Origin of the sequence: Leucobacter denitrificans (genome assembly GCF_014396385.1) — a bacterium.
GTDB lineage: Bacteria > Actinomycetota > Actinomycetes > Actinomycetales > Microbacteriaceae > Leucobacter > Leucobacter denitrificans.
This window is the reverse complement of the sequence record NZ_CP060716.1, coordinates 310,084-335,886: the sequence shown is the minus strand read 5'-3', so window position 1 is coordinate 335,886 and position 25,803 is coordinate 310,084. Positions and strand designations below refer to the sequence as shown.

General features: G+C 57.3%; 21 protein-coding genes and 1 pseudogene. 2 read left to right on the top strand and 20 right to left on the bottom strand.

Annotated features, from left to right (window positions below; translation table 11 throughout):
• The 5 genes from secD to leuA all read right to left on the bottom strand — a co-directional run bounded on the left by secD (nucleotide 1) and on the right by leuA (nucleotide 5,875).
• On the bottom strand, nucleotides 1-1,758 hold the full coding sequence (gene secD, locus H9L06_RS01630) for a protein translocase subunit SecD (RefSeq protein WP_187556283.1): 1,758 nt from the start codon (nucleotides 1,756-1,758) through the stop codon (nucleotides 1-3).
• Between the two features lie 134 nt (nucleotides 1,759-1,892).
• The gene (yajC, locus tag H9L06_RS01625; RefSeq protein ID WP_187555569.1) at nucleotides 1,893-2,351 is read right to left on the bottom strand and encodes a preprotein translocase subunit YajC; all 459 of its coding nucleotides are present in this window, start codon (nucleotides 2,349-2,351) and stop codon (nucleotides 1,893-1,895) included.
• Nucleotides 2,352-2,442: 91 nt separating this feature from the next.
• A complete protein-coding gene (gene ruvB, locus H9L06_RS01620; protein WP_187555568.1) occupies nucleotides 2,443-3,438 on the bottom strand; it encodes a Holliday junction branch migration DNA helicase RuvB in 996 nt (331 codons plus the stop codon).
• Complete coding sequence (gene ruvA / locus H9L06_RS01615; RefSeq protein WP_187555567.1) at nucleotides 3,435-4,043, bottom strand: Holliday junction branch migration protein RuvA; 609 nt, start codon at nucleotides 4,041-4,043, stop codon at nucleotides 3,435-3,437. The genes ruvB and ruvA overlap by 4 nt, the downstream gene beginning before the upstream one ends.
• A gap of 71 nt (nucleotides 4,044-4,114) precedes the next feature.
• Entirely contained in the window at nucleotides 4,115-5,875 is a 1,761-nt protein-coding gene (gene leuA / locus H9L06_RS01610) for a 2-isopropylmalate synthase (protein WP_187555566.1), read from the bottom strand.
• 214 nt (nucleotides 5,876-6,089) lie between these two features.
• Here leuA and H9L06_RS01605 point away from each other — a divergent pair, with 214 nt between their 5' ends.
• Nucleotides 6,090-7,817: a DUF2207 domain-containing protein gene (locus tag H9L06_RS01605; RefSeq protein ID WP_246454439.1), complete on the top strand. Its 1,728-nt coding sequence runs from the start codon at nucleotides 6,090-6,092 to the stop codon at nucleotides 7,815-7,817.
• On the opposite strand, the gene era is transcribed toward H9L06_RS01605, so the two are convergent.
• The 11 genes and pseudogenes from era to lepA all read right to left on the bottom strand — a co-directional run bounded on the left by era (nucleotide 7,814) and on the right by lepA (nucleotide 18,259).
• Nucleotides 7,814-8,731, bottom strand: a complete 918-nt coding sequence (era, locus tag H9L06_RS01600) for a GTPase Era (protein ID WP_187555565.1) — start codon at nucleotides 8,729-8,731, stop codon at nucleotides 7,814-7,816. The two genes, H9L06_RS01605 and era, sit on opposite strands and share 4 nt — an antisense overlap.
• The gene (locus tag H9L06_RS01595) at nucleotides 8,728-9,546 is read right to left on the bottom strand and encodes a hemolysin family protein (protein ID WP_246454438.1); all 819 of its coding nucleotides are present in this window, start codon (nucleotides 9,544-9,546) and stop codon (nucleotides 8,728-8,730) included. Before H9L06_RS01595 ends, era begins: the two co-directional genes overlap by 4 nt.
• Before the next feature lie 99 nt (nucleotides 9,547-9,645).
• Entirely contained in the window at nucleotides 9,646-10,107 is a 462-nt protein-coding gene (gene ybeY / locus H9L06_RS01590) for an rRNA maturation RNase YbeY (RefSeq protein ID WP_187555563.1), read from the bottom strand.
• Nucleotides 10,091-11,116 carry a PhoH family protein gene (locus tag H9L06_RS01585; RefSeq protein WP_187555562.1) on the bottom strand — a complete coding sequence of 342 codons (1,026 nt, stop codon included), beginning with the start codon at nucleotides 11,114-11,116 and terminating at the stop codon, nucleotides 10,091-10,093. Before H9L06_RS01585 ends, ybeY begins: the two co-directional genes overlap by 17 nt.
• Complete coding sequence (locus H9L06_RS01580; RefSeq protein ID WP_187555561.1) at nucleotides 11,106-11,453, bottom strand: HIT domain-containing protein; 348 nt, start codon at nucleotides 11,451-11,453, stop codon at nucleotides 11,106-11,108. The genes H9L06_RS01585 and H9L06_RS01580 overlap by 11 nt, the downstream gene beginning before the upstream one ends.
• Nucleotides 11,454-11,466: 13 nt before the next feature.
• Nucleotides 11,467-12,204, bottom strand: a complete 738-nt coding sequence (locus H9L06_RS01575) for a 16S rRNA (uracil(1498)-N(3))-methyltransferase (protein ID WP_187555560.1) — start codon at nucleotides 12,202-12,204, stop codon at nucleotides 11,467-11,469.
• A 3-nt stretch (nucleotides 12,205-12,207) separates the two neighbouring features.
• Nucleotides 12,208-13,305, bottom strand: a complete 1,098-nt coding sequence (gene dnaJ / locus H9L06_RS01570) for a molecular chaperone DnaJ (protein ID WP_187555559.1) — start codon at nucleotides 13,303-13,305, stop codon at nucleotides 12,208-12,210.
• 58 nt (nucleotides 13,306-13,363) lie between these two features.
• Nucleotides 13,364-14,395 carry a heat-inducible transcriptional repressor HrcA gene (hrcA, locus tag H9L06_RS01565; RefSeq protein ID WP_187555558.1) on the bottom strand — a complete coding sequence of 344 codons (1,032 nt, stop codon included), beginning with the start codon at nucleotides 14,393-14,395 and terminating at the stop codon, nucleotides 13,364-13,366.
• Between the two features lie 42 nt (nucleotides 14,396-14,437).
• Nucleotides 14,438-15,678, bottom strand: a pseudogene (hemW, locus tag H9L06_RS01560) (radical SAM family heme chaperone HemW).
• Between the two features lie 2 nt (nucleotides 15,679-15,680).
• A complete protein-coding gene (locus tag H9L06_RS01555; protein WP_187555557.1) occupies nucleotides 15,681-16,409 on the bottom strand; it encodes a DUF1990 family protein in 729 nt (242 codons plus the stop codon).
• Complete coding sequence (gene lepA, locus H9L06_RS01550; RefSeq protein WP_187555556.1) at nucleotides 16,406-18,259, bottom strand: translation elongation factor 4; 1,854 nt, start codon at nucleotides 18,257-18,259, stop codon at nucleotides 16,406-16,408. The genes H9L06_RS01555 and lepA overlap by 4 nt, the downstream gene beginning before the upstream one ends.
• Nucleotides 18,260-18,483: 224 nt before the next feature.
• On the opposite strand from lepA, the gene rpsT reads away from it, so the two are divergent.
• Nucleotides 18,484-18,744, top strand: a complete 261-nt coding sequence (rpsT, locus tag H9L06_RS01545; protein ID WP_187555555.1) for a 30S ribosomal protein S20 — start codon at nucleotides 18,484-18,486, stop codon at nucleotides 18,742-18,744.
• A 74-nt stretch (nucleotides 18,745-18,818) separates the two neighbouring features.
• On the opposite strand, the gene holA is transcribed toward rpsT, so the two are convergent.
• The 4 genes from holA to leuS form a co-directional block, all read right to left on the bottom strand.
• Nucleotides 18,819-19,787 carry a DNA polymerase III subunit delta gene (gene holA / locus H9L06_RS01540; protein ID WP_187556281.1) on the bottom strand — a complete coding sequence of 323 codons (969 nt, stop codon included), beginning with the start codon at nucleotides 19,785-19,787 and terminating at the stop codon, nucleotides 18,819-18,821.
• Nucleotides 19,788-19,861: 74 nt separating this feature from the next.
• Complete coding sequence (locus H9L06_RS01535) at nucleotides 19,862-22,060, bottom strand: DNA internalization-related competence protein ComEC/Rec2 (protein ID WP_246454559.1); 2,199 nt, start codon at nucleotides 22,058-22,060, stop codon at nucleotides 19,862-19,864.
• A 263-nt stretch (nucleotides 22,061-22,323) separates the two neighbouring features.
• Entirely contained in the window at nucleotides 22,324-23,028 is a 705-nt protein-coding gene (locus H9L06_RS01530; protein ID WP_246454437.1) for a ComEA family DNA-binding protein, read from the bottom strand.
• Nucleotides 23,029-23,202: 174 nt separating this feature from the next.
• A complete protein-coding gene (gene leuS / locus H9L06_RS01525) occupies nucleotides 23,203-25,737 on the bottom strand; it encodes a leucine--tRNA ligase (RefSeq protein WP_382336518.1) in 2,535 nt (844 codons plus the stop codon).
• Nucleotides 25,738-25,803: the final 66 nt, after the last annotated feature.

The window sequence follows — 25,803 nt, the reverse complement described above, 5'->3', positions numbered from 1 at the left end:
CTAGTTCTCCTTTCCTGCGCTCAGCGCTTCGGCTGCTTTGCGCTCCGCGATAGTCTGCCTGCGCTCAGCTTCGTTTCGACTGCGCGCGACCTTCTTCGATGCGCGCTTCGTCGAAGCAATTGGTTCGGCGAACTGCGCACGACCTCTGTAAACCGCGCCGAGTTGGCGTGGATCAAGACCTGAGAACTTGTGGCCACCGCTGTAGAACTTCGTGCGAGCGAGCAGTGCCATCATCGGGTGCGTGAAGAATGCAACAACGATGACGTCAACGATTGTTGTGAGGCCAAGTGTGAACGCAAAACCCTTGACGTTACCGACCGCAAGAACAAATAGCACTGCCGCCGCCAGAAAGTTCACACCATCTGACGCAAGCACGGTTCGAATCGCTCGCTTCCAGCCATTCTCGACAGCACTTTCAATACCAAAACCATCACGGAGAGCATCACGGATGCGCTCGAAGTAGACGATAAAGGAGTCAGCAGTGAAGCCAATCGCGACGATAATACCCGCGACGCCAGCAAGAGACAGCCTGTACCCCTGTCGCCAGGAGAAGTAGGTGAGCAGTAGATAGGTAAGTAGCGCCGCAATCGCGAGTGACGCGATCGTCAATGTTCCGAGTAGGCGGTACTGGAAAAGGGAATATATGACGACGAGTGCAAGACCGAGGAGTCCTGCAAGAAGGCCTGCAGAGAGCTGGTTGCTACCGAGGGTGGCAGAAATATCTTCCTGGCTCTGCACGGTAAAGCCAATCGGCAGTGCGCCAAACTTCAGTTGATCCGCGAGCACCTGCGAAGATTCCTTCGTGAAGTTGCCAGAAATCGCTGGCCTACCGTCAAGAATCTGCGCGTTCATGGTTGGCGCCGAGAGGACTTTGCCATCAAGCACGAATGCAAACTGGTTCAACGGTTGCTGCTGACCGTAAAGACGGTTGCTCACCTTGCCGAATGCTGTCGCGCCTTCTTTGTTCATGGTGATGGCGACTTCCCATTCACCCGTGGTGCCACCCGTAGAAATCTGTCGCTGCTGAGCAACCGCGTCCGTGATTACATCACCGGTGAGCTCAACTGGACCCAAAATGTACTTGTAAAGCCCAAGGTCATCACAGGTAATCAGGGGGCGATCTGCCGCAGCATTCGTAACATCAAGCGCGGCGTCAGAATCGCAGGTGAAAGACTCGTACTCAGCGAGAAGTGCGTCAGTGAGCCATGCCGGATCAGCGGGATCCGTAGGAATTGGATCAGGATAGAGACCTCCGTTGTCTGTTTGATCCGCCGCAGCTTCATCCTCAGGTGCCGCCTCGTCACCCTCATCGCCCGTGACTGGTGGTTCACCATCAGCAGACTCTGACCCCGTTGCGTCAGATTCACTGGAGGCATCAGCCTCAGCGCTGGCATCTGCTTCTGCATCAGCCTCAGCACCTGCGCCTGAATTGCCTGAAATCGTCTCCGCAAATACGCCACGGAAATCGAGTGCTGCAGATGCCTCAATTCGCTGAAGCGTCGCATCATCTACTTTGCCGGGAATTGCCACGGAGATGTGGTTGCTGCCTTGCGTGGTGATCTCTGCTTCGGAAACGCCAGAGGCATTCACACGCTGTCGGAGAATCGAGACTGCCTGGTCTAGCTGTTCGCCTGTGACCGCTTTGCCGTCGTGCTGGTTGGCGGCTAGCAGAATCTGGGTGCCACCCTGCAGGTCAAGCGCTAGTTTCGGGGTCCAAGTCGCGTCGCTTCGGAACACACCAAGCGTGATGAGTCCCATGAGCCCAACGGTAAATACCAGCAGTATTACGAGCGATCGTCGTGCGCTACGTACCGCCGGTGATGCGGTTTTTTTGGCCAAGACAGCAGTCTCGCTTTCTCAAAGTCAGCAACAGTTTGAACTGTTACTCAGCACTACTCCTTGTCGGAGTTCTTGTCGTCGGAATTCCCCTGTGGATTTGAAGGAGTGTCGTCAGAAGCATCATTAACCTCTATTCCCCCGTCAGTGACAACATCTTCAATAGTGGGATCAGCGACATTCATGCGCTCACCGAATTCTGGATCATCATCTGGCGCGAGTGCTGCTGACTGCTCAGTGTCCTCAACTGATGCGTCTACAGGAGTAACAACCTGCCCAATCGCGTTGCGGTGAACAACGAGCGTGCTCGATCCGCTTGAGACGGTGACCCGGTTTGCTTCTTCGTCAATCGACTCAATCGTTGCGAAGATACCCGACTGAAGCATGACCTCAGCGCCCGGCAACATGTTGTTCTGCATCTCCTCCATCTGAGCACGGCGCTTACGTCCGTTGCGGAACATGAAGAAAATCAGCAGGGCGATGAGGCCGAGCATTATGAGTGTCATCGGATCCATAGGTTCTTGATCCTTTCAAGGAGAGTAGGGCGCGCATCAGTGCACGCACGGACCGCACAAGTCTAGCGGGGTTTCCTGCGAGAACTACACACTACATGGGAGGTGGAGTACGACCCAGGTGGGACCACCCAAGTGATGTTGCGATCCGGCCTCTCGGTGACCTTGCAATCAGGCCCGCGCGCATGAGAAACGGTTCAACAACTGCCTCGATTGTTTCGGCCTCCTCACCTACCGATGCGGCAAGCGTTGAAAGCCCGACTGGACCACCTGCAAACCGATCAACAATGATGCGAAGCACCTCGCGATCCAAACGATCGAGACCGTGCTCGTCTACGTCATAAAGCGAAAGAGCAGCATTAACTGACTCAGCATCTGGTGCGGTGTTGTGCACAAGGGTGTAATCACGAACACGTCGAAGTAATCTGTTCGCAATTCTGGGAGTGCCACGCGATCGCCCGGCTATCTCTGCGATCCCAGCCTGTTCGAGTGGAAAGTCGAGGAGGCCAGCGGCACGTCTCAAGACCCCCTCGAGCTCAGCATTTGCGTAATACTCAAGGTGCGCCGTGAACCCGAAACGATCTCGCAGCGGGTTTGGAAGGAGACCAGCTCGCGTTGTGGCGCCAACAAGCGTGAAGGGTGAAAGCTCGAGCGGAACTGACGTAGCACCTGCTCCCTTTCCCACCATGATGTCGACCTTGAAGTCTTCCATTGCGAGATACAACATCTCCTCGGCACTTCGCGCCATCCGGTGTATCTCATCAATGAATAGCACCTCGCCGGGCACAAGCGAGGAGAGCACTGCGGCAAGATCGCCGGCGTGCTGGATCGCCGGACCCGAAGTCTGCTGAATCGGTACACCGAGTTCCGCCGCAACGATCATGGACAGCGTAGTCTTGCCGAGGCCAGGAGGGCCGGCAAGCAGAATGTGGTCTGGTGTGCGCCCCTCAATCTGAGCGGCACCGAGCAGCAATCCCATCTGCTCGCGCACCTTCTCTTGCCCAACAAATTCGGCAAGAGTTGCAGGGCGCAGGGCCCCCTCGTACCCCAGTTCAGCAGGAGCAACTTGCGCTGAAAGCTCTCCGGTCATCGCCTACCCCGCTGTAAGAGCGTAAGTGCCGCGCGAAGCAACGCCGCATCTTCGAGCGCGGCCCCCGCATCACGAGCGTCGAGTACCGCCTGGTGCGCTTCATTCTCCGACCATCCAAGCCCCTGAAGCCCCGCGGTAACGGCACTGACTACCTGGTCGCTGTCTGACACCGCGGCCGTCTCTGTTTCGGCAGGCTCAATCACAAGACCACTCAGCTTGCCTGCAAGTGAGACGGTAAGCAACTTTGCCGTTTTCGGGCCAATCCCGGAAACTTTGCGGAAAGACTTGTCGTCTTCTGAAGCCACAGCGCGAACAATTTCTGACGGCGACAACTCAGAAAGCACCCCTAAGGCACTCCTGGGACCCACACCGGATACTGCAATGAGATGCCCAAATACCGTCAGTTCCTGCTCAGATTCAAAGCCAAATAGCGTGAGCGAATCTTCACGCACAACCAGAGATGTGTGCAGTTCGACGTACTCCCCTGTGACCGCCTGAGACACTCTCCCGCTCGGGACTTCGACACGAACACCGAACCCGCCTACGCCAATGACGACCCAACCTGCACCCGAGGACAAGACCTCACCGCGTATCGAAGCAATCACACCTAAAGACTATGGCGCGGCGGTAAATTTCACCGCCGCGCCACTCCGCCCATTCGAACAAATGTGCGAATTTATACCGTCGCGTCTTCGCGCACGCCGCTACGCACTGACCTATTTACCGATGACACGATTGCTTTGAGCGTCGCACGGCTTGTATCGGGATCGATTCCGACACCCCAGAGGCGCTGCCCGTCGACCTCGAGGTCGACATAGGCTGCTGCCACAGCGTCTCCGCCAGTGCTCATCGCGTGTTCGACATAGTCAAAAAGCGTTACATTGTGGCCAGAATCATTTAGAGCATTGAGGAAGGCGTCCACGGGACCATTCCCCGTTGCTACAGTCTGTCGCTCGTCGTCGCCATCGCGGAAATCCACGGTGAGCTCTGTCACACCATCTCCTGCGCTGACTGTCGACGTGCGGAAGATCTCGTAGCGACCCCACTTTTCGGCGCCTGAGTCGTCGGTTGTTGGCAAGTATTCGTCTTGGAAGATGCTCCAGATCTCCTCGCTCGACACCTCGCCGCCTTCAGAATCAGTGTGACCCTGAACTACGGAGCTGAACTCAATCTGCAGTCGACGCGGCAAATCGAGAGAGTGATCGGTCTTCAGCAGGTACGCGACACCACCCTTACCGGATTGCGAATTCACCCGGATAACTGCCTCGTACGAGCGCCCCAGATCCTTTGGATCCACAGGGAGATAAGGCACGGCCCACTCGATCTCATCGACCGATACGCCGGCAGCATCTGCGTCGGACTTCATGCGCTCAAAGCCCTTCTTGATCGCATCTTGGTGAGAACCGGAGAAAGCAGTGTAGACCAGGTCTCCCGCCCAGGGGCTGCGCTCGGGCACACGAAGCTGGTTACAGTACTCGGCGGTTCGACGTACCTCGTCAAGACGCGAGAAGTCGATCTGTGGATCGATACCCTGAGTGAACATGTTGATGCCAAGCGCAACAAGATCAACGTTGCCAGTGCGCTCACCGTTGCCGAACAGGCAGCCTTCAATACGGTCGGCGCCAGCCATGTAGCCGAGCTCAGCAGCAGCGACTGCGGTTCCGCGGTCATTGTGCGGGTGCAGCGACAGGATGACGTTCTCGCGGTGGTTCAGATTCCGACTCATCCATTCAATCGAGTCAGCGTAGACGTTCGGTGTTGCCATCTCGACAGTCGCCGGGAGGTTGATGATGACCTTACGCTCCGGGGTGGGCTCGAAAATTTCGAGCACCGCGTTGGAGACCTCTACCGCATACTCGAGCTCCGTGCCCGTGTAGGACTCGGGTGAGTACTCATAGTAAATCTCGGTGCCTTCACAAATGCTCTCACTCGCCTTGCACAAGCGCGCGCCCTCAAGCGCGATTTGCTTAATGCCTTCTTGATCTGAATTAAAGACAACGTCGCGCTGCAAAATGCTCGTGGAGTTATATAGGTGAACGATCGCCTGCTTCGCGCCAATGAGCGATTCATAGGTGCGTTTGATGAGGTGCTCACGCGCCTGCGTCAGCACTTGGATTGTCACATCATCGGGAATCGCGTTCTCTTCAATGAGCTGACGCACAAAGTCAAAATCGGTTTGGCTGGCCGAGGGAAACCCGACTTCGATCTCCTTGTAACCCATGTTGACGAGCAAGTCGAACATGACGCGCTTGCGCTCTGGGCTCATTGGATCAATTAGCGCCTGGTTGCCATCACGAAGGTCAACCGCACACCAGCGTGGCGCTTCAGTGATTGTCTTTGTTGGCCAGGTGCGGTCTGGGAGATCTACTTTGAAGACCTCGTTGTACGGGCGGTAACGGTGTACTGGCATCCCTGAGGGCTGCTGCGTGTTCTTCATTGACTCGTCTTTCGTCTTCGATACTTTGCTCAGCCAAACACAAACACCGCGACGAGTGAGGCCAGAGACTTATGAACAGAAAGTCGAGGACTCGTCGCGGCAGCTAAGGAGAAGCGAGCCGAACAGCATGCGATAAGTTTAGCGTAGCCTGGTGCATATGCGAAAACTCCTGTTGCGAGGACTGTTCGGGTGTGCGGCATTGATGCTGGGTTCAATGACGTTGTTCACTGCGGCACCGGCACAAGCAGACACTAGTGACTTCAGTTACGACAGCTGGCATGTCGAGTACAACATTGACGCTGACATCAATGGCCGGGCAATCGCACATGTGACAGAGACAGTCACTCCCAGATTTCCTGACTTTGACCAGAATCGCGGCATAGTGCGCGGTTTGCCGATCGACTATGAGGGTGCTTCTACCAACCCGCATGACTTCACTGTCACGAACGGCGCTGGCGAACCCGTTCCTTTCGAAATAGAAGACGAGGATGGATTCCGAGCGGTCTTAGTGGGTGACGACTCATACTTGCATGGGCTTCAGGTTTTTGTGATCAGTTATACGCTGAGCGACGTCATACTGGCACGCGAGGACGGAACCGCAGACGAGTTCTACTGGGACCTCATGGATTTCGAACATCTCCAGCCGGTCAAGGAGTTCAGCGCAGAAATCAGTTTTGGCCCAGAGCTCGCTGACTCTCTCAATTCAGACGCTCGCTGCTACATCGGTCAAGCGCAGAGCACAGAAGAGTGTTCCCTATCGGGCAGCGGCTCAGAAGCCGATCCGCTGACAATTTCTACTGTGCCCCTCGAGCCACAAGAAGGGGTAACTGTTGCGATCGGACTAGAGTCAGGCACAGTTGTCCAGCCATCGCAGCGACTTCCAAACTTCACCCTTGACGTCGTGCCACTCATTATTGGTGGGGCCGGGCTCTCAACAGGGCTTGCGAGTGTCATCGTGCTCGGGCAGACGAAACGAAAGCGCAAAACTGCGCGCGGTACGATCATCGCTCAATATGATGTCCCCACTTCACTCCCGCCGCTACTTGCTGCCCACATCGCTACAGGTACACGTGGATCGACCATTGCGGCTCAGATCGTTCACCTCGCGGTAGGTGGTGCGATCCGCCTAGAAGACGGTGCATCTGGGCCGGTAGTACGTGCGGTAGACACGTCAAAAGTTGCTGATCCACTCGATAAGTCCGCCCTCGAGACGCTCATTCCAGGAGCTGACCCGGGAGACGCAGTGGAACTTCCCAGCGAAGACGAAGCGTTCGCAAGCTCGATGAGTGAACTCGAGGCCGAAGGAAAGTCAGCTGCTTCGGAGCGAGGCTACATCGAACAAATCGCTGTACCTGCGGCGCGTGTACTTGCCTGGGTGTCGCTCGGAATCGCTGCCCTACTCGCGGCTTTCGCTTTCATCGGGCTCGCGCTTCGAAACCCAGAGATTCCTGCTCTCTGCCTGCTTGCCTGCATTGTCATCGCGATATGCGCAATTATTTCCCTCGTCAGGCACAGGGCCCACACCAGGTTAGGCGCAGAGACTCGCGAGTATCTTGAAGGTGTGCGCATGTTCATTCGTGTCGCAGAGGCGGATCGAATTCAAATGTTGCAGTCCTACAGTGGAGCCGAGCGCAGAAGTGATGGATCTGTGAACGTGATCCACCTGTACGAGAAACTACTGCCCTATGCCATGCTCTTCGGCTTGGAAAAAGAGTGGACCGAAGTTCTGAAGACGACTTACCAAGCCACAGATCCAAATTATGTACCGTACTGGTACCCAGGATTAGCAGCGAGCGGCATCGCGGCTCTACCGTCGACGCTCTCCCAGTTCACGAGTTCACTGAACTCCTCGGCGAGTTACACCTCGAGCAGCGCCGGTGGGTCAACCGGGGGTGGATTCGCTGGTGGTGGCGGAGGCGGCGGATTCTCGGGCGGACGCTAGAAGCCGAGTTTGCCGAGCGATTTGGGATCGCGTTGCCACTCTTTGAGCACTTTCACTCGGAGCGAGAGGTAGACGCGGCGCCCCAGAAGAGCTTCGATTTCCTTCCTCGCGTCTTCGCCAATTTGACGTAAACGCGACCCGCCTTTGCCGATCACAATTCCCTTCTGGCTATCACGCTCGACGTACAGCGACGCGTAGATCTCCAGGAGTCCGAGTTCACCTTCGCCTTCGGGCTCTCGTTCCTCACGATCGTCGACGGTAGCAGCGAGCGAGTGCGGCAATTCCTCTCGAGCCTCACGAAGGGCTGCCTCGCGAATGAGTTCAGCGATGCGCTCGTCGTCACCCTCATCTGTGATTGTTGCTGGCTCATAGAGCGGCGGTGACACAGGCATAAGATTCAACAACTCGTCGCTCAACACGTCGAGCTGCTCACGAGTAACAGATGAGACCGGCACTACCGCGTCCCACTCGCGAAGCGTGCTGAGTCGCGTCAATTGCTCGAAGATCTCAGATTTGGATGATTCGTCGACCTTCGTGAGAATCGCGACTTTCTTCGCTCGCGGAAAATCATCGAGACGGTCATTGATGAATCGGTCACCCGGTCCGAGCTTTTCATTTGCTGGGACACAAAACCCGATCACGTCTACGTCGCCGAGCGTCGCCTCTACGAGCGCATTCAGCCGCTCCCCAAGCAACGTTCGTGGCCGATGAATTCCCGGGGTGTCGACAATGATTAATTGGCCGCTTGGCCGGTGCGCGATGCCGCGAATCGCACGCCGTGTAGTTTGTGGTTTCGGGCTCGTGATTGCGATTTTCTCGCCAACTAGAGCATTCGTGAGCGTCGACTTTCCCACGTTTGGTCGCCCGACGAACGAGACGAATCCCGCACGAAATTCAGGTGCTGTTTCGTTCACTCTTCATCTCCCAACATCGGTAACCTAATTTCACCAGTGAGCGGATCCACTCGCCGCGCTCGAGCCGAGATGAGACGCTGCCTCCGACGCTCAATTTCAACCGCCTCGAGGCCTATCCCCTCACCCGTAACCACGTCACCGACCTCGGGGAGCCGCCCTAACCATTTTGCAAAGAGGCCACCGACAGTGTCGACCTCTTCGTCATCGAGATCAACGTCGAATAATTCACCGAGGTCATCAATGGATAGCCGCGCGCTGACAAGATAGACGTCATCTGCTTCACGAATGACGTCGCTCGTCTCGCGGTCGTGTTCATCGCTGATGTCGCCAAGGACCTCTTCAATAAGGTCTTCGAGCGTCACGAGGCCGGAAGTTCCGCCGTATTCGTCGACAACGAGTGCCAGGTGGTTCGATTCCTGCTGCATTTGACGCAGCAAACGATCGGCGCGTTGCACCTCGGGCACGAACATGGCCGGCTTCATGATGCGCGTCACCGTGGACTCGTCTGCCTCGTTCGATCGCCTCAAAACGAAGCTGCTCGCATCACGCAAGTACACAACGCCAAGCACCTCATCAGCATCTTCACCAATTACTGGTACGCGCGAATGTCGTGAATTTAGGAGCACCTCAAGCGCTTCTCTCACGGAAACATCGGAGTTAACCGTCACCATGTCAGTGCGAGGCACCATCACCTCACGTGCGAACTTGTCGCCAAACTCAACAATCGAGTGAATATAGTCACGGTCATCTTCTTCGAGCAGTGCGAGTTCTGCAGCCTGATCCACCACATCGAGCAACTGCTGCTCGTCTCTCACTTGCCCCCTACCGAGGGCCACCCGATCTGCGATACGGCGCACAGAGGTCGCCACGCGGACAATGAGTGGTTGCCCAGGTCCGTCAGGTTGACTGCCCACCTACTTCGTCCGTTCTCGAGTACTGAATGCGAGCACAAGATCGCGCTGCAACCCAAACATCTCTGCCTCTTCATCAGGTGTGCCATGGTCAAATCCCAACAGGTGGAGCATGCCGTGAACCACGAGCACCGTGATCTCCTGTTCAAGGCTGTGCCCCGCAGCTTCTGCTTGGTATTCAGCAACCTGGGGGCACACCACGATGTCTCCGAGCAAACCGGCAGGGGTCTTCGCATCGGGACGACCAGGTCGTAGCTCGTCCATTGGAAAGCTCAGCACATCGGTTGCACCCGGCTCATCCATCCACTGCACATGCAACTGCTCGATCGCCGCTTCGTCAACGAACATGAGACTCAGCTCTGTGTCTGCGTGAACGAACATCGACTCAAGCACAAAGCTTGCGAGGCGCTGCAGTCGAGCCTCATCTACTGCGATTCCTGACTCGTTATTAATCTCTACGCTCATCGCTCAGTCTTTCTCTGTGTTGTTCTTCGTCAAATGCCGCATAGGCATCGACGATGCGACCGACAAGGCTGTGTCTCACGATGTCATCAGCAGTGAGCTCTTGAAAATGGATGTCCTCGACATTCCTCAGGATTCGGCTCACCACGCGCAGACCGCTGAGCTTCGACGGCAGATCAACCTGTGTGAGGTCACCCGTGACGACCATCTTCGACCCGTACCCGAGTCTGGTGAGGAACATCTTCATCTGCTCAGGGGTCGTATTCTGCGCCTCGTCGAGCACAATGAATGCCTCATTGAGCGTTCGCCCGCGCATGTAGGCAAGCGGAGCAACCTCGATCGTGCCGTTCGCTAAGAGTCGAGGAACCAGATCTTGATCCATCATCGACCCAACAGCATCAAAGAGGGGCCTCAAGTAAGGATCGATCTTCTCTTCGAGGCTGCCAGGAAGATACCCAAGTCGTTCGCCAGCCTCAACAGCGGGCCTAGTGAGCACGATCTTCGATACCTCTCGGCGCTGCAGTGCCTGCACCGCTTTTGCCATCGCCAAATAAGTCTTACCTGTGCCAGCGGGCCCGATTCCAAACACCACCGTGTTTTGTTCAATCGCGTCAACATAATCTCGTTGGCCCTGAGTCTGCGGTCTCACAGCACTTCCACGAACCGTCAGAATTGGCTCGCTCAAGGTCACCGCAGCTCTGGGGCCATTACCTTCGCGAACCATACGAGAGATTGAACGAACATCGGTTTCTGAGACTGAGCCGCTGCGACGGGCAAGCTCAAGGGTTTCGCGAACGACCTCTTCAGCGGCGCGTACTGCATGTACCTCACCTCTGATGGTGAGCACCTCGCCGCGCACAAGAAAACTCACCCCGGGATGAGCGGCTTCAAGCTCAGTAAGCAACTGCTCACGATGCCCTAAAAAGGAAGACAACTCAACTCCGCTGAGTGTCACAGTTCGCTGTAGCTCAGCCTCTGGTGAAGTAGAGGATTTGCCCGGTTCAGAATCCAAGAAGTGACCGCTCCTCAAGGTTTGCGATTACGTGCGCGTGGACGTGGAAAATAGTCTGTCCAGCACTTGCACCATTATTGAAAATAAGCCTAAATTCACCGTTTGCGTGCTCAGCAGCGATGCCTTTCGCAACCTCAACCATCTCTGCGAGCAGGCTCGGGTCTCCAGCAGCGAGCTCAGTCACATTTTGGTACTCCGAAGTCTTCGGAACAACGAGCACATGCACGGGTGCTTGCGGGTTGATGTCTGGGAACGCAATAACGCGCTCGGTTTCAGCGAGCTTTTCTACTGGGATCTCGCCCGACACGATCTTGCTAAACACGGTCTCTTCAGCCATGCACTCAGTCTACCTACCAGCGACCAAGCTGGGTATTGAGTACGGCAAGTGCTGCGGGACCGGCCGAGGACGTGCGCAGCACAGTTTCACCGAGCAGAAGTGTGTGTGCACCGGCCTCCGCGAGTTTCTCGAGCTCTCGGTCGCTGAGACCGCCCTCTGGCCCAACGACCAGGTAGATATCTTGTTCCAGATGCAGTTCGCGGGCCCACTCGCTCAATCGGCGCTCACCGCGCGGGTGGAGGACGAGGAGGTGAGCATGTTGTGCCAGCAAGCAGAGCTCATCAAGCGTGGTGAGTTCACGAACCTCTGGGATCCACCCTCGCATTGATTGTTTGGATGCTTCACGGGCAATTCGAGACCACTTCGCCACTCCTTTGGCCGCCTTCTCGCCTTCCCAGCGAGATACCGAGCGATCTGATTGCCAGGGAATGACGCCATCGACACCGAATTCGGTTGCTTGCTCTATTGCGCGATCGTCGCGGTCACCCTTCGCGAGAGCTTGCACGAGATACACACCCGGAGTGGGTTTCGTTGTATTTCTCACTGCCTCAACGCGCACCGTGAACCGGTCGCGATCGATCTGGCTCACGCCGCCAGTGACCATCAGCCCATGACCATTGCCAATGAGCGTCTGCTCCCCCACTCGCAGCCGACTCACGCGAACAGCGTGTCGACCTTCATCTCCGGTGACGGTGATCTCGTCGCCCACAGCGGCCCCGACGAGCGACTCATCGAGGTACATATTTGCCATTGGCTATCCGAAGAAACGATCACGGAGCTTGCCGAAGAAGCTCTGCTTGAATTCACCGAAGTGAGGCGCGTCATCTGAGCGAAGCTGTGCCAGTTGCTCAATGAGCGCGCGCTCCTTGCCAGAGAGCTTGGTAGGTGTGACTACCTGCATCGCGATTTTCAGGTCGCCTCGGGTGTTCGTGCGAAGCCCCTGAATGCCGCGGCCTTTGATCGAAATGAGGTCGCCCGGCTGTGTGCCTGCCGGAATCTCAACGGAAACCTTGCCGTCGAGCGAATCAAGCTCGACTTCGGTACCGAGTATCGCATCGGTCATCGATACCTTAATTGTGCTGAGGAGGTCATTACCGTCTCTACTGAAGGTGTCATCGTGCTCAACGCGGAACTCAATGAACAGGTCGCCATTGGGCCCACCAAACGGCCCAACTTCGCCGCCTCCGCGCATCTGCATGCGGGTACCGGTATCGATGCCCGAAGGAATATCCACCTTCAGGCTGCGCCGCTCACGCACACGACCCTTGCCCGCGCACTGCGTGCAAGGAGTCTCGATGACCGAGCCGTAGCCTTGGCAGCTGCCGCACGGGTGCATCGTAACGACATTGCCGAACAGCGAGCGAACCTCCCGCTGCACCTGACCCTGGCCACGGCACACGTCACAGTTCACGGGGTGCGTGCCGGGCTGGCAGCCGCTCCCCTCGCAAGTACCGCACAGAACCGCAGTATTGATGGAGACCTCGCGCTGCACTCCGAAGACCACTTCTTCGAGCTTCACATCCACTCGGATGAGAGCGTCTTCGCCACGCTCGTGCCGCGACCTTGGTCCCCGTGATGCGCCACCGAAGCCGCCACCACCAAAGAATGTCTCGAAGATGTCGCCGAAGCCACCCATGCCGCCGGCTTGCCCGCCGCCCATGTCATAGCGCTGCCGCTGTTCTGGGTCGCTAAGCACATCGTAGGCATGCGTCACGTCTTTGAATCGCTCTGCGGCCTCTTCGCTCGGGTTCACATCTGGGTGCAGTTGCCTCGCGAGCTTGCGATACGACTTCTTGATCTCTTCGAGGCTCGCTTCGCGTGAAACGCCGAGCGTCTCGTAGTGATCTGCCACGGTGGTACTCCTAGGTATTTCAGTAAATTTCAGTGGGTTGTGGATCGAAACACCGGTCTTAACCAGTCTCGCCCAAAAGTTTGCTGAGGTATCTCGCAACTGCGCGGACAGTTGAGATATTCCCTGCGTAGTCCATTCGGAGCGGACCGATCACGCCGACGCGTGACGAACCCTGCTCTTCATAGTTTGTCGCGAGAATTGAGGTGCTCGAAAGCCCATACGCCTCATTCTCACGGCCAATAGATGCCGCGATCTCACGTTCGTCTTGAACGAGCTCGTCAAACAGTTTGAGAAGGGTAACCTGCTCTTCAATTGCCGCAAGCACCGCGGGCAGAGAGCCCGTGAATTCGCCCGGTCTCGTGAGATTTGCAGCGCCAGCTACAGCCATGCGGTCACTGCGGTTAGCCCGCAACTGGCCCGTCACTACCTCTAGAACACTCAAAATCAGACTGGTGTCTTCGGCAGACGCCCATGAATCCAGGCTTTCAGCGAGGTCTGCAATTGCTCGATCCGCACTGTCAATATCGAGCCCAATTACAGCACCAGCGATTCTGTCACGAAGACCACTGACCCACGCCTCTGTAACCCGCGCGGCAGGGAGCGTCGCGGCCTGCTGTTCGACCACCCCATTGCCAAGAATCAAGACAGAAAGCACCCTATTTTCACCGAGAGTGACGAGATCTATGTGTCGAACCGCTGTGCCACGCAATGAGGGGTACTGCACCACAGCGACCTGATTGGTGAGCTGAGACAGCAAGCGAACTGTTCTGGCCATCACATCGTCAAGATCGCTGGATTCGCCGAGGAACCGCTCGATCGCGGTGCGTTGCGCAGAAGAAAGCGGGCGCAGGCGCGCAAGAGTGTCGACGTAGAGCCGGTATCCCTTATCGGTGGGCACGCGGCCCGACGAAGTATGGGTCTGCGCGATCAGGTCGTCTTCTTCGAGCAATGCCATATCGTTGCGGATCGTAGCCGCTGAGACACCAAAACTGTGTCGCTCGACAATCGACTTAGAGCCGACCGGCTCATTCGAGGCGACAAAGTCACTCACAATCGCATGGAGCACCGCGAGACTGCGCTCCGAAACCATCACGCACCTCCCGATTGGCACTCGAACACAATGAGTGCCAGTCTAACGCAGGATTCTGTTGATTACCGTGTCGGCGAGTAGCCTGCCGCGAAGCGTGGGCACGATACGCGGTGTGGATCCGCTGCTCCCCAGCGCGGCACGCCCATCAATGAGGCCGTCAGCGATCAATGAGGGTACCGCCTCGCGTTCGGTATCATCGAGCACCTCAATTGCTAGCCCGTCAACAATACGAGTCTCAAGCAGCACTCGTTCACTGTGCTGTGCGTACTCGCTGAGCTCCTCTCGGGCATGCGCCGGAGACACGCCCGCGGCGATCCGCTCAGAGTACGCACGAGGATGCTTTACATTCCACCAGCGAAGCCCCCAATGTGGCTGTGCGCGCCGGGGCCCGCACCCCACCAATCCTCGCCGGTCCAATACGCCAAGTTGTGCCGAGACCTCGTCGACAGCGACCGAGACCAATTGCTAATCTCGTACCACTCAAACCCAGCAGCACCGAACTTACGGTCTGCGAGCTCATACATCTCTGCGTGTAGATCGTCGTCTGGCTCCGCGATCTCACCGCGGCGTATCTGAGCCGCGAGCTTCGTGCCACTTTCGACAATGAGCGCGTACGCAGAAATATGGTCCGGCTCGCACGCCAGCGCGGCGTCGATCGATTGTTCCCAGTCGGCGAGCGATTCCCCCGGCGTACCGTAAATGAGGTCGAGGCTCACCTGGAGGCCAACATTTCGCGCCCACTCGACGACGAGTGGAACCCGTTCGGGAGTGTGCGTTCGATCGAGCACGCGAAGCACGTGAGGAACAGCCGACTGCATTCCAAAACTCACTCGAGTAAACCCTGCATCGGCGAGTGTGCGCAGGTACTCCTCGTCAACTGAGTCTGGATTCGCCTCGGTTGTTACCTCAGCGTCATTCTCAAGCCCCCACTCTTCTTTGATCCGGCCCAAAATAAAGCTCAAATCGGTAGCTGGCAGAAGTGTAGGGGTACCTCCCCCAAAGAACACGGTTGAGACTTTGCGCTCGGGGAGGCCGACTTCACGCATCGTCTTTGCCCCGAAACTCAGTTCCGCTGCCGCTTCCCTGGCGTACCCTGCCTGGCTCGCACCGCCGCCCAGTTCGCTCGCGGTGTAGGTGTTGAAGTCGCAGTAGCCACAGCGCACGCGACAGTATGGGACGTGCACGTATACGCCGAACCCCCGTTGGCCTGCCCCAGAAACCACGCTCAAGGGCAGAGCGCCATCTGCCGGAGCAGGGTCCCCTTCAGGAAGTGCGCTTGGCACGTCTACGCGCTCGGCTGGTCGTCTGCGGACTGGTCATTCTCGTCCGGCTCATCCGCTGGTTTCGCGACACCGTTACGAAGAGCGGCACCCGGAGCGAGCGCCTGAAGGAACGCCTGTGCCTGGGCAACGGCCTCTTTAACGTGGGCACGCTGCTTTAGCCCAGCAGTGATTCCGGTACTGCTCTGAAATGTAAACCCTCTAGCGACTGCCCATACTGTGCTGTCTTCACGGATCTCAACGGTGAGCTGCTGCTCCCCGTATCCCGCGACTTCGTCGCGATCGCCCCAAGCAAACCCGAGTCTATTGGACTCATTTACGGTGGTAACCACCAGAATCCGGCGAGGGTCCTTGCTCCCAACCACGAATGAGGCAGTGGTGCCAGCAAGCAAATATGCCTCACCCTCTGGAGTGAAAAGCTCTTCGCGCGCCGCGCCAAGCTCTGGCGTTCCAGTCTCAGTGAAGTGCACACCCGGGTACTCACTCGGTTCACCCGGATCGATATCGACTACCTCGACGCCAGCAACTCGTTGAGCACCCCAGGTCATAAGCAGGTTCGCGGCGGTGAGAAATCGTTCGGTGCCACTGCCGAGCTGCAGCGTCTCTTCATACGGTGTGCTCTCCGCAGGCGGAAATCTCAGCAGGTCGGGCGCAGAAGATGCACCGATTGCAGCGTAGGCAACGGGCATGCTGGAGTAATTGGACCGACGTGGCCCGGGGGTCTCAGCACTCATTTCTTCGACGCTTCCTTCCCTTCAACATCTCCCGAAAGCGCAGCGATAAAGGCTTCCTGTGGCACCTCGACGCGGCCAACCATCTTCATGCGCTTCTTGCCCTCTTTTTGCTTTTCAAGGAGCTTACGCTTACGACTGATGTCACCGCCATAGCATTTTGCGAGCACATCCTTACGAATCGCTCGAATCGTTTCGCGAGCAATCACACGCGCACCAATTGCGGCCTGGATCGGCACCTCGAACTGCTGGCGAGGAATGAGCTTTCGCAGTCGTTCGGTCATCATTGTGCCGTAGTGATATGCATTGTCTCGGTGCACGATCGCACTAAACGCGTCGACCTTATCGCCTTGGAGCAGGATGTCGACTTTCACGAGGTCGGCTTCTTGCTGCCCGCTCACCTCATAGTCGAGGCTTGCGTATCCCTGCGTGCGGCTCTTCAAATGATCAAAGAAGTCGAACACGATTTCACCCATCGGAATGTTGTATCGCAGTTCGACTCGCTCGCCGAGATACTCCATTCCGAGCAAACTACCACGACGCGACTGGCACAGTTCCATGATCGTTCCGACGTAATCTTTCGGGGCAAGGATCGCAGCACGAACCATAGGTTCGCGCACGACGTCAATCTTACCGTCGGGATACTCGGAAGGATTCGTCACCACAACTTCTGTGCCGTCCTCCTTCACGACTTCGTAAATCACACTTGGCGCAGTCGCAATGAGGTCGAGGTTGAACTCACGACGCAGCCGCTCACTAATAATTTCTAAGTGCAAAAGGCCGAGGAATCCACAGCGGAAACCAAAGCCGAGCGCAACCGAGGTCTCAGGTTCGTATTGAAGCGCGGCGTCAGAAAGTTTGAGCTTGTCGAGCGCTTCACGGAGCACTGGGTAGTCCGAACCATCGAGCGGATAGAGACCTGAGAAGACCATCGGTTTGGGATCGGTGTAGCCAGGAAGCGCCTCAGTCGCACCGCGAAGTTTTGTGGTGACGGTGTCGCCAACCTTCGACTGACGCACGTCTTTCACACCGGTAATCAGATAGCCAACTTCACCGACAGCAAGACCTTCAGTCGGTGTCGGGCCCGGCGACGAAACGCCTATCTCAAGTGCTTCGTGCTCAGCACCCGTCGACATCATCTGAATTCTCTCGCGTGGCGTGAGCTTGCCGTCTACCATTCGCACGTAGGTGACTACCCCGCGGTACGGATCGTAGACAGAGTCGAAGATCATTGCGCGTGGCGGTGCGTCTGAGGCCCCGACAGGAGCAGGAATGCGCGCAACCACACGGTCAAGGAGCTCTTCGACCCCAGCGCCCGTCTTGCCTGAGACTTTAAGGATGTCGTCTGGGTCTCCGCCAATCAGATCAGCGATCTCCCGAGACACCCTCTCAGGGTCTGCCGCGGGCAGGTCAATCTTGTTCAGCACCGGAATGATCTCGAGATCGTTCTCCATCGCGAGGTACAGATTCGCAAGCGTCTGAGCTTCGATTCCCTGAGCCGCATCTACGAGAAGAATTGCGCCCTCGCAAGCAGCGAGCGACCGAGAGACCTCGTAGCTGAAGTCCACGTGTCCCGGCGTGTCAATCATGTTGAGCGCGTAATCAGCTCCATCGCTCTGCCAATGCATGCGTACAGCTTGGGACTTGATGGTGATGCCGCGTTCGCGCTCAATCTCCATATTGTCGAGATACTGTGCTCGCATGTCTCGGTCGGCCACCGTGCCGGTGACCTGGAGCATACGGTCGGCAAGCGTCGACTTACCGTGGTCGATGTGCGCGATGATGCAGAAGTTGCGTATCTTCGCGGGATCGGTCGAAGCCGGTTTCGGTGGGTTTACACTGCGTGGAGACATTACCCTCCAGTATCCCATGAGCACGGCCCAAGTTATTCCGCTTTCATTGAGTGGATCACGCTATGTGCTGTACGAGCTTGCGGGAAACAGCCGTGCGAGCTACTCAAGTTTCTGATAAAGTTGATTCTTGGCTTGCGTGTGGTTCAGACCACACATCCCGCGAGGTGCCCTCTCTCACCGAACGGAACATCCCGTCAACCTGTATCAAAAGGACACTATTCAACGTGGCAAATATTAAGTCGCAGATCAAGCGCATCAAGACCAACGCTAAGGCTACCGAGCGTAACCGGGCGTACAAGAGCGAACTCCGCACCCTCGTTCGCAAGACTCGTGAGGCGATCGCTGCTGGCGACAAGACCGCAGCTGAGGCAAACCTCAAGGTTGCTAGCCGCAAGCTCGACAAGGCTGTGTCGAAGGGCGTCATCCACAAGAACCAGGCAGCAAACCGCAAGTCGAAGATTGCCGCGCAGGTCGCTGCGATCTAAGTTTTAGCTTTAAGAATGGCTCCGCTTCGGCGGGGCCATTCTTATTTGTACGGGCTTATCCGCCCTGCACCGTCTTATCCGCGTTCGCGACCACGCCGAGCCACGAACGACACAAATCGCTCCATCGCATAGTCGGGATCACGACTTCCACCTTTGAGCTTCAGCTCTGTCTCTGCTGCAAGGTCAATCGCTCGAGCCAGGTCTGCCTCCTGCCAACCCCGAATATCTTTCATCGCGCGATCCACCATCCAAGGCGCCATGCCAAACTGCTTCGCGAGCTGTGCACTCGAACCATACGCACCAAAAACCCGTGCCATTCCGCGCAATTTCATATTGAGCGCAGCAAGGATTGGAATCGCCGGGGTACCTGACAATATCGCCTGTCTAAGTAACACAAGCGCATCCGACTGTTTTCCCGCGATTGCAGCATCGGCAACCTTAAACCCGCTCGCCTCGACACGCCCCTCAGTAGCGCGATTTACTGATTCCTCAGTGATCTGAGTACCGGAGTCGGAAACGAGCTGAGCACAAGCGCCCGCGAGCTCCGATACGCTGCCAGAGGCGTACGCAGCAGCGAGCATGCGCACTGCACCGGGCGTAGCTTGTGCACCCAGCCTTCTCAGTTCGCCCTGCGCAAAGGTGAGCCGCTCCTGGTCTTTCTTAAGCTCGGGACACGGAACCTCAATTGCCCCAGGGGTCTTCCGCACGAGGTCAAGCAGCCCCTTACCGCGTTGCCCACTCGTATGTCGGAGCACCAGTGTGGTGTCTTCGGCAAATTCGCTCACATATCGCTTTGCGTCTTCAATGAATGCATCTGAGGATTTCTCAACCCCCGAGACGCGAATGAGTCGAGGTTCGGCAAACAGTGATGGGCTCGCTATCGTGAAAAGTTCGCCGGCACCGTACGAGGCCGCATCGATATCGTGCACTTCGAGCTCAGCATGCGCTTCACGCAGCAGATCTCGAATGCGCTGCGAAGCTCGGTCGGCGAAGAACTCTTCCGGGCCCGAAACCAACACCACAGGCGCTGGCGACACGTCCATCCATTCGAGCTTCGGTATCTTATGCACTGCCACGCAATTACCTTACCGGCTCCCACCGACGGGCCAGACGTATGTCAATCCTGCCGACCCGCAGTCCACGCCTCAATGCGGGCGCCCTCCTCTACCCGCAACGCGATTGAACCCAGTTCATCTGTTCTGAGCACCGCTGCACCATCGAGTTCGAGAGTCTCGATAAGTGCGCCATTAGGGTGCCCGTATCGGTTCTCCCCCACAGAAATGAGTGCAACCGTTGGGTCAAGCTGTTCGTACCAATCAAGTGACTGATCTTTTGAGCCATGATGCGCAACCTTCACAACATCAGCCTGAAGCTCCGGATACTCTGTCGAAAGCCACTGTTGCTCGTCCTCCCCCGTGTCCGCAAGCAAAACCACGCGGGTCCCCGCAACCGACACGCTGAGTACCAGGCTTGCTGCATTAGTGTCCTCCGGAACACCATTGGGATTTGGTCCAATAAACTCCCATTGCAGCCCCGCATCTAATGCCCCAGTGCCAACAGCACCGGTCTGGACCTGCACATCAGCCATCTTGAGTTGCGCCTCAAGCGGCCGAAATTCTTCTTGATCTCGAGTACTCGGCGCAATAATCACCTGCTCAGTTCTCCGCAAGACGGTAGAAAGCGCACCGACATGATCTCGGTCATCGTGAGTCAGGATCACGTGTGCCAAGTTGTTCACTCCGAAGAGCTCTAAACACGAATTGAGGCGTTCAGGGTCATCCCCCGTGTCGATGAGCATCACACTGCTTGCAACTTGTGGGTCACGGAGCAGAATCGCATCACCTTGCCCCACATCACACGTGACCATGAACCAGTCATCGGGCACTCCCAAACGCACCGACACCGGAACAATCGCGACAATCGCAATTAACACTCCGGCCGCAGTCGCCGATACCACCTGCAACGCTACGCGTAGTGACAATGGTCCACTGGGGACCCTACGCCAAGGCCCAAATGATTCCAGACGTTCGCCAATACCATTCGTAACACGCCCCGAACGCAGCAGGATCGAGGTGAATAGCAGCGCTTCCACTGCGGCAAGCAACAGCGCGCCACCCCACCCACTCGGCCAGTGCAGTCGATGCAAGGGCAGCATAAGTGACAATTCACCAGCAGCCTGCACCCAACGCGCAGGCCAAGTTGCGACGCCCACAACAAGCGCACCGATGCCGGAATGCAGCGGGAGCAAGACAAGTGCGACCATGCCTAGCGCCGTGCCTAGCGGTGCCGCGGGGGCGGCCACCACATTCGCGAGCACCCCACCGAGTGAGATGCCCGGTTGCAGCAAGAGGAGGAATGGTGCGCAGAAGAACTGCGCCACACAGGCCACAGCGACGGGTATCGCCAAGATTTTTGGGAGCTTTGTAGTGGTTCTCAACCATTGCTCGACTGATGGTGACCACAACACGATTCCTGTTGTTGCCGCGACCGACAACACAAATCCGGGCTGGATAGATTGCCACGGGTCATGAACGAGGAGCACAAGTACCGCTAAGCCGAGTGACGGTAAGGAACGTCCTTTCTTTCCTCCAAAGTCAGAGACGAGCAGCACAGTCGCCATGACGGCCGCCCGTTGTACACTCGCATCGGGGCCCACCAGAATGACGAAAAGGGCAAGTCCGGCGCCGGCAATGACTCTGCGTGTGCGCCTCCCTGCACCGAGCCACGCGGCTACGCCAACAAATGCACTCACGACAAGCGCACAGTTCGAACCTGAGACAGCAGTTAAGTGGGTGAGACTCGATTCCAACATGAGCGCCTCGAGTTCGTCTGACACCAGGCTCGTGTCGCCCACCGCAAACCCCGGAACAAGCGCTGCGTCTGGCTGCCGAGCCGATGCGTCACGCAAACCGTTCCGCAGCGCTGCGGCACCTCGCCCAATCTGGTTGCTTAAGCTCGACTGATTATGCTTCGACTTGGTGCCAGTATCGAATGTTGAAACGCTCATTTCGTAGGCTGTACCGCCCTCTGGCGGACTCCTTGCGATCGCACCAGTTACAGAAACCTCAGCACCGGGCGCCCACAACTGAGGTGCCATCTCGTTAAGCCAAAGCATGAGCTTAACCGGGCGATATAAGTGCGTACCATTCACTTGTTTCACTTCTGCTCTCACCCAGCCCCGAACACGACCATCAAGTTGAACCGATGCCGACGGGTAGTCGGAGATGGACACAAGCGCCGAGATTTCACCTCCCGATTCTGCTGCCGACACCAAGACCGGATCCTCCCGCGCATGCTCTGTGAGCGCGATTTGCATGGTCACTAGCAGGAGGCCCGAGCACGTGAGTAGTAGCAGGCCAATTCCCCACCGATAGGGCCTTGATGTCGGTGAGGTTATACGGCGCAAACCTCGATGAGATGCCACGATAATGGCCCAGAGGCCGACTCCACCGGAGGTGAGTACTGCGAATATCGCCACGCTTGGCCAATGTATGAGTACCGCCGCACAGAGCCAGCACAGGAGTGCCGGAGCCAGGAGACGCCACTGCCCAGCCGGAGATGTCCGTTTCACGCCTGTGTTCACACACCCACCCGATCTCTGAATTGATCGAGCGTCTTCTCCCCGATTCCGCTTACCTCGAGAAGCTGATCCACACTGCTAAATGAACCGTTAGCGTCACGCCAGTCAATAATGCGCTGTGCGAGTGCGGGGCCTATTTTCGGAAGTTGCTCCAGTTGTTCGGCAGTTGCCTGGTTGAGGTTCAAAACGCCACCATTGGCGGAACCACCAGACGCAGATTCGGGCGCTATTGGGATGCCGGCGGCAAGTTGCTCTGCCGTTTCGAGCGTCGGCACGGCGATCTGTTCTCCGTCGGACACTACCCGTGCCAGATTGACGCCCTCAAGACCAGCTTCGGTGTTGGCGCCGCCAGCAGCTTCGATGGCGTCGAGTACCCGAGCACCCTCTGGCAGCTCTACAAGGCCAGGGTGCAGCACCTCGCCGACGACATGAACGAATATCTGAGCCTCCAATTTGCTCTCATCCTTGTCTTTCTTCGTTTGCGTCGAATTTTGAGTCGCAACAGGCCCGATCGCTTGTTGGGCAAGCACGCCACCGGAGTTCGCCCCTTGTCCTTGCAAAAGAATCACCGTCGTTGCTATCGCAACAACCAGGAAGACGCCGATTCCTATCAATGCGGGTAGCGAGAGAGCTCGAGTCAGGCTGGCACGAATTGTTGGTCGCGGCTCCCACGTCAACGGAGTTGGCTCGTCAGCGTGAGCCACGGGGCTTCTCCCCCAGCGCCCTTGAGTTGCGGACTGATGATTTCGGTCGGCCTCTGATTGTTGCTGCATGCCGAAACTCTCGCAGCGATACGTCACCACAGACGCGGAAAGGCCCCCAATGTGAATAAATTGGGGGCCTTGAGAGCACCTAAGCGCTCTGTGAACGAAGTGCTATTACGCGGCTGGCTTGGTAACGATCGACACGATCTTCGGTGCACGAACGATTACCTTGACAACCTGTCGATCACCGATGGCACGCTGCGCATTCGGCGCACCTAGCGCCTGTGCCTCAGCGTCAGCCTCGGAGATAGTTGGAGAAACAGTTACTTTGTCACGCACCTTGCCATCGACCTGCACAATCATTGTGACCGCTTCTTGTACAAGCAGCGACTCATCTGCCGCCGGCCACTCTACGAGTGACACAGTGGGCTCATGCCCAAGCATTGCCCACATGTCTTCTGCAGCATACGGCGCAAATAGCGACAGAATGATCGCAATTGCTTCGGCAGATTCACGAACCGCAGGGTCAGCGGCTCCACAACCGGAGTCAATCGCCTTACGAGTGACATTCACCTGCTCCATCAATCGGGCGACAACGACGTTGAACTTATACGATTCAGCCAATCCGGGTGCGTCAGCAAGCAGTTGGTGCGTCGCGCGACGTAGTCCGGTGTCCCCCGCAGCAAAGTCTGTGCTTGTCGATCCCGAAAGCTCAATGTCGTGAGCAATGCGCCACGCACGCGCAAGGAACTTTGCCGAGCCCTGCACCGAAACGTCAGCCCAGTCGATGTCGTCCTCGGGAGGGCCGGCGAATGCGAGCGTCACCCGCAACGCGTCGGCTCCGTGCTCACTCAGCTCAGAGGCGAACTCGACGAGGTTGCCCTTCGACTTCGACATCTTCGCGCCGTCGAGCAACACCATGCCTTGGTTCAGCATGTCGAGGAACGGCTCCTCAAAGTCGATGTACCCGAGATCGAACATCACCTTGGTTATGAACCTGGAGTACAGCAGGTGCAAGATTGCGTGTTCAACGCCGCCGACGTACTGATCGACTGGCGCCCACTTCTTTGCCTCGGCCGGGTCGAATGCCTGAGTCGCATCGTTCGATGACAGGAACCGGAAGAAGTACCACGAGCTATCGACGAACGTGTCCATTGTGTCGGGGTCTCGGGTGAGCGTCTCGCCAGTTTCTGGATCAGTCACATTGACCCATTCAGTTGCCGCACCAAGCGGCGACGAGCCCTTCGGCTTCAGGTCGAGACCCGCTGCCTCGGGAAGTTTGACGGGAAGTTCTGCCTCGGCAACCGGTCGCATCGAACCGTCTTCGGCGTGCAGAATTGGAATTGGGGTGCCCCAGTACCGCTGCCTCGAGATGAGCCAGTCACGAAGTCGATACGTAGTTGCGGCGCGGCCGGTGCCGCGCTCTTCGAGTACCTCGATTGCCTTCGCAATGGCGTCGTTCTTGCTCAGGCCGTCAAGTTCGGCGGAGTTGACGAGCACACCCTCGCCCGCAGTAGCGATGCCACTCTCAGCCGGATCCGGCATTGGCGTGCCGTCTTCGTCGAGCACGTTTACCACCACGCGCACCGGGAGCTCAAACTTCAGCGCGAAATCGAGGTCACGCTGGTCGTGAGCGGGCACCGCCATGATTGCGCCGTGACCATAATCGGCAAGCACATAGTCTGACGCCCACACCGGAATGCGCTCACCGTTCACCGGGTTCACCGCGAAGTGATCAAGGAAGACGCCGGTCTTCTCGCGGTCGGTGTTCTGCCGCTCGATTTCGCTCTGCTTCTGAGTAGCGTCAAGGTACGCCTGGAATTGCATACGCACCTCTGGCGAGGCGCCGGCAGCAAGCTCTGCCGCGAGATCTGAATCGGGGGCAACCACCATAAAGGTTGCGCCGTGCAACGTATCGGGTCGTGTGGTGAATACGGGTACTTTCTCGGCCCGGCCCTCGATCTCAAACTCGACCTCGGCGCCGCCAGAGCGGCCGATCCAGTTTCGCTGCATGTTCAGCACCTTGGTCGGCCATTTGCCCTCAAGTTGATCGAGGTCTTCAAGCAGACGATCTGCATAGTCGGTGATTCTGAAGTACCACTGGGTCAGCTTCTTCTTCACGACCATTGCGCCGGAGCGCTCGGAGGTGCCGTCGGCGAGTACCTGCTCATTTGCAAGCACAGTCTGGTCTACCGGGTCCCAGTTGACCCAGCTCGCCTTGCGATACGCAAGACCCTTCTCGTACATCTTCAGGAAGATCCACTGATTCCACTTGTAGTACTCGGGGTCGCTCGTGTGAAGCACGCGGCTCCAGTCAAATGACGGAGCATAGATGCGGAACGAAGCCTTCTGCTGGGCAATATTCGCGTAGGTCCATTCGCGTGGATCTACGCCTCGCTTAATCGCGGCATTTTCGGCAGGAAGCCCGAACGAATCCCACCCGATGGGGTGCAGCACGTCGTACCCCTGGCCGCGCCAGTAGCGCGCAAGGATGTCACCAAAGCAGAACGCCTCAGCGTGCCCCATGTGCAGATCGCCCGAGGGGTACGGAAACATATCGAGCACGTACTTCGTTGGCTTGGCCGACTGCACACTCGCGTCTTGCGGCACCTCGAACGGCTTGAGCTCTTCCCATACCGGAAGCCAACGGTCTTGGATCGCCCTGAAGTCGTAGCTCTGCTCGGTTTCCTGCTGCTCGCTCACGCGCACCTCAAAATCTATTGAACAAACTCGGCCCACCTAGGCCGCACACATCCACCCAGTTTATCGCGCTCA

What these genes read in the sequence shown, in the direction of transcription:
- ruvB (WP_187555568.1), bottom strand. Translation starts at nt 3,438, where the DNA reads ATGACCGGAGAGCTTTCAGCGCAAGTTGCTCCTGCTGAACTGGGGTAC.
- leuA (WP_187555566.1), bottom strand. Translation starts at nt 5,875, where the DNA reads ATGAAGAACACGCAGCAGCCCTCAGGGATGCCAGTACACCGTTACCGC.
- H9L06_RS01605 (WP_246454439.1), top strand. Translation starts at nt 6,090, where the DNA reads ATGACGTTGTTCACTGCGGCACCGGCACAAGCAGACACTAGTGACTTC.
- H9L06_RS01535 (WP_246454559.1), bottom strand. Translation starts at nt 22,060, where the DNA reads ATGCAAATCGCGCTCACAGAGCATGCGCGGGAGGATCCGGTCTTGGTG.
- yajC (WP_187555569.1), bottom strand. Translation starts at nt 2,351, where the DNA reads ATGGATCCGATGACACTCATAATGCTCGGCCTCATCGCCCTGCTGATT.
- H9L06_RS01580 (WP_187555561.1), bottom strand. Translation starts at nt 11,453, where the DNA reads ATGGCTGAAGAGACCGTGTTTAGCAAGATCGTGTCGGGCGAGATCCCA.
- lepA (WP_187555556.1), bottom strand. Translation starts at nt 18,259, where the DNA reads ATGTCTCCACGCAGTGTAAACCCACCGAAACCGGCTTCGACCGATCCC.
- H9L06_RS01555 (WP_187555557.1), bottom strand. Translation starts at nt 16,409, where the DNA reads ATGAGTGCTGAGACCCCCGGGCCACGTCGGTCCAATTACTCCAGCATG.
- hrcA (WP_187555558.1), bottom strand. Translation starts at nt 14,395, where the DNA reads ATGGTTTCGGAGCGCAGTCTCGCGGTGCTCCATGCGATTGTGAGTGAC.
- ybeY (WP_187555563.1), bottom strand. Translation starts at nt 10,107, where the DNA reads ATGAGCGTAGAGATTAATAACGAGTCAGGAATCGCAGTAGATGAGGCT.
- H9L06_RS01575 (WP_187555560.1), bottom strand. Translation starts at nt 12,204, where the DNA reads ATGGCAAATATGTACCTCGATGAGTCGCTCGTCGGGGCCGCTGTGGGC.
- holA (WP_187556281.1), bottom strand. Translation starts at nt 19,787, where the DNA reads ATGGACGTGTCGCCAGCGCCTGTGGTGTTGGTTTCGGGCCCGGAAGAG.
- secD (WP_187556283.1), bottom strand. Translation starts at nt 1,758, where the DNA reads ATGGGACTCATCACGCTTGGTGTGTTCCGAAGCGACGCGACTTGGACC.